This window comes from Pseudomonas sp. Soil_N_39 (assembly GCF_057655955.1).
In genome coordinates, this window is the sequence record NZ_JBDGLI010000066.1 from 1 (window position 1) to 295 (window position 295).

Sequence of the window (295 nt, forward strand, 5' to 3'; positions counted from 1 at the left end):
TTCTGCGCAGTGACAGGCTTGCCGTCGGCATCGGTCAGGGTGGCGGTGTAGGTGATGGTGCCGTTTTCATTCACGGTTGGTGTCGCGGTCAATGTCACCGTGGTGGTGTCGTTGACATCGCTAACGATGGTGCTGACCGGAGCGGTGTTCGGCGCGATGGCTTCGAGATTGCCGCCAGTCGCTTCTTTAATCGATTCGGTAACGGTGGTCGGGCCTTTGTACACATCGTTGCCAACAGCCACGTCCAACACGCCCGAACTTGCGCCGGCGGCGATGGTGATCGTTTTGCCGCTTT

The 295-nt window shown here is 59.0% G+C and carries 1 protein-coding gene; it reads right to left on the minus strand.

All coding sequences use genetic code 11. The annotated features are described in order from the left end of the window. Positions 1 to 295, minus strand: a 295-nt coding sequence (locus AC3A5O_RS28840; RefSeq protein WP_487754028.1) for an immunoglobulin-like domain-containing protein, incomplete at both ends; no start/stop codon positions are given.